Raw genomic sequence first — 2,857 nt, forward strand, 5'->3', positions numbered from 1 at the left:
GGGTTTCGCGCGGAAGAGGCGCGTCGCGGGGCCGCGTGCTGCGACGCCATCCCCGAGGCGTCACTCGAGGAGCGAGTTCGGCGGGCGCTGACTCATCTCGCACCGAATTGCCGGCGCCAGAGCGCGCAGCTCGCGACAACTCCTGCGTGACAGCCCATCCTGCTCCGAGCTGCCGGGCGTGACGGCCCTCAGGCAACAAGGAGTCCGGCATGATGAAGCGTTGAACTCGACAACCGGAGCTCGACCTAAGCTCGTGTCGCCAGTGCTCGCGCGCCGTAGGCGCGCCAGTCGAGGTCGTTGAACAACCGATCCCGAGTTTCGATCTCGCCGAGCAGCCGTTCTTCGGTGTCGGTGATCGGAGATCCTGCCAGGCGTCGCTCGGTCAGAGTCGCGAGTGTGTCGAAGTCGTCGAAGTGCCGACGAATGCGCAACTCGGCGTAATCGCGGGCGGCGATCGTGGTGATCAGGAACTGCCAGTCGGAGGCCTGCGCGAGCAACAGCTCCCGAGCGGTCTGGGCCGCCAGCCGTTCGAGCAGCGCATCGCCGGAGCGCGCGCGCGCGCGACCGACCAGCGCCTCGAAACGCGCCTCGGCACGATGCAATTCGACCCACGTCCAGCGCGTGGTCTCGTTCAGCCACACCTTGTGGCCACCGCCATCGCCCCATGAACCCTCGGGCAGATCCACGATCGCGGGCGCCCCGTGGCGCTCGAGGAATGCTCCCGCCGACTGCGGTTCGATGCGGCCGCCGGCCACCAGGCGATCGACCACCTCGGCGAGGAATTGCGGGCCTTCGAACCACCAGTGTCCGAACAACTCGGCGTCGAACATCGCCGTCAGCATGCGCGAGCCGCCCGTCGCGCCCGCGAGCGTCGATTCGAGCAGCCGTACGAAGTGATCGGCGTGCTGGGCGGTGCGCTCGGTCGCGACCAGCGGCTGATACGGCACCTTGTCGGCCATGTCGGCCTTGGGATGCGTGACCGCCCAGTAACGATGGCCGCCCGGGAAGCGCTTCTTGTGGAAGTCGAGGTAGGCCGCGTCGCCGGGGTAGCCATGCTCGCCGCTCCACACCTGAACGGTGGTCGCGGCGTCGCGCCCGAAACAACTCACCACCGCGGTGGGCCCGACCCGATACGCGCGGTCCGTGGTGTGCTGGCGCGGCGCGGCTGCGGTTTCGGCCGGCACCAGGCGTCGGATCGCGTCGAAGCGTTCGGCATAGGTTCCGAGCGGACGCCCGCCTGCGATCAGATGGGAGTCGACGAAGAAGTAGCGGAGTCCGTGAGCGGCGAGCAGCTCTTCGACGCCGACACGCGCGTGCGGTGGGGTCGGGTCGTCGGGCCCGAATCCACCTTCGCGTTCGATCGCAGGCGAAGGCCACGGACCGGCCGGGCGGTAGGCGCATTCGGGCAGCCAGATGCCGCGCGGCGCGCGGCCGAAGTGGCGGCGATGGGTGGCGACGGCGGTCTGGATCTGGAACTCGGCGGCGGCGTCGGTCGCAAGCAGCGGCAGATAGCCGTGCGTCGCACCGCACGTGATGATCTCGATCGCTCCGGCCTCCTCGAGGCGCCGAAAGCGCGCCACCAGGTTGGAACCGTGCGGCCCCATGAAGTCCTCGAGCGTGCTGCGATAGAAACGCTCCCAGCGTTCCGCGAGCGCCGCCATCGAGAGGTCATCGCCGGCCGTGAACGCGGCGCGATCGTCGCGTGCGGCTTCGATCTTCTGCTCCAGATAGCTCACGAACTCGGACGGATAGTCCGGGTGCGCGAGCTGTTCGCACAGCACCGGAGACAGTCCGATCGTGACACCCAGTGCGCGGGTGCCGGCGGTGCGTGCATGGAGGTCGCGCCACAGCGGAAGGTAGGTCTCGGCCGCCGCCTCGTTCAGCCAGTCGACACCGTGCGGCCACCGCCCATGATGAAGGACCCACGGCAGGTGCGAATGGAGCACGAACGAGAATGCGGCGCGGGTCGGCATCGATCAGGCCTTGAAGCCGAGTTCGCGGCCCTTGTCGTTGCCCGGAAGCTTGATCGGGCCGAACTGCGACTCGTAGTTCTTCAGATTCTGCTCGAGCGTCATGAGCAGCGACTTGGCATGCTGCGGCGTCAGGATCACGCGGGCGTAAACCCGTGCTTTGGGAACTCCGGGCAGCACGCGTGCGAAGTCGAGGATGACTTCCGAAGCCGAATGCGCGATCAGCACCAGGTTCGAGTAGATGCCTTCGGCGGCCGCCGGCCCCAGCTCGACTTCGATCGGAGTTTGGTGGTTTTCCACAGGCAGGCTCCTTTTACCCCAATGAGCGCTCGCGAGGCGCGGTGGATCGGGCGGCGCATTGCAGCGGGAGCAACGGACGTTAGGCGGGTGCCGCTCTAGGGTCAAGCGACGAAGGAGCTTAGCGGCGGCATCTCGCGCGTGCGAAATGCCCGCCGCTCGCGAGCGCTTGAACTCGACGTGGCATGCCGGTTGCGCTTCGAGTTCGCGGGGCCGGCTCGCGCCCTGATTCTTGCTGCTGCCCTTCCCGGAGGCACTTCATCGTGGAGCACATGAATGCGTGGGTTCCCCTGTTCGAGGACGGGGCGGACCGAAACGCGGTCGATCGCATGGTCGCCGCGCTCGCCGTGCACTCCGAGGGTCTCGGATTCACCCGCGCCCATCTCATGATGTGGTCGCACGATCGCCAGCATCTCGAGGGACGATTGTCGTGGTCGCAAGCCGAGGTCGGTGGGCTGTCGGACGCGTTGCGCGCCGCGCGGCGCACCGGCGCCTACGCGACCGATGTGGAAGGCACTCGGCAGCTTCGCGACCTGCGGCTGGTGACCACGGCGTTCGAGCCGGTGCTGGCGGCGGCCTGGGGCGCGGGG

General features: G+C 68.1%; 3 protein-coding genes. 1 reads left to right on the top strand and 2 read right to left on the bottom strand.

Annotation, left to right across the window (positions count from 1 at the left end; genetic code table 11):
* Positions 1-245 precede the first annotated feature (245 nt).
* Entirely contained in the window at positions 246-1,973 is a 1,728-nt protein-coding gene (locus tag HOP12_04470; GenBank protein ID NOT33408.1) for a DUF1957 domain-containing protein, read from the bottom strand.
* A 3-nt stretch (positions 1,974-1,976) separates the two neighbouring features.
* A complete protein-coding gene (locus HOP12_04475) occupies positions 1,977-2,270 on the bottom strand; it encodes a DUF3467 domain-containing protein (GenBank protein ID NOT33409.1) in 294 nt (97 codons plus the stop codon).
* 269 nt (positions 2,271-2,539) lie between these two features.
* Here HOP12_04475 and HOP12_04480 point away from each other — a divergent pair.
* Positions 2,540-2,857, top strand: a 318-nt coding sequence (locus HOP12_04480) for a hypothetical protein (protein ID NOT33410.1), incomplete at its 3' end; no start/stop codon positions are given.

The organism is Candidatus Eisenbacteria bacterium (assembly GCA_013140805.1).
In the GTDB taxonomy this organism is placed as follows: domain Bacteria; phylum Eisenbacteria; class RBG-16-71-46; order RBG-16-71-46; family RBG-16-71-46; genus JABFRW01.

Bases quoted from the DNA above. Each gene is read 5' to 3' on its own strand.
- HOP12_04470 (NOT33408.1), bottom strand. From the start codon at position 1,973: ATGCCGACCCGCGCCGCATTCTCGTTCGTGCTCCATTCGCACCTGCCG.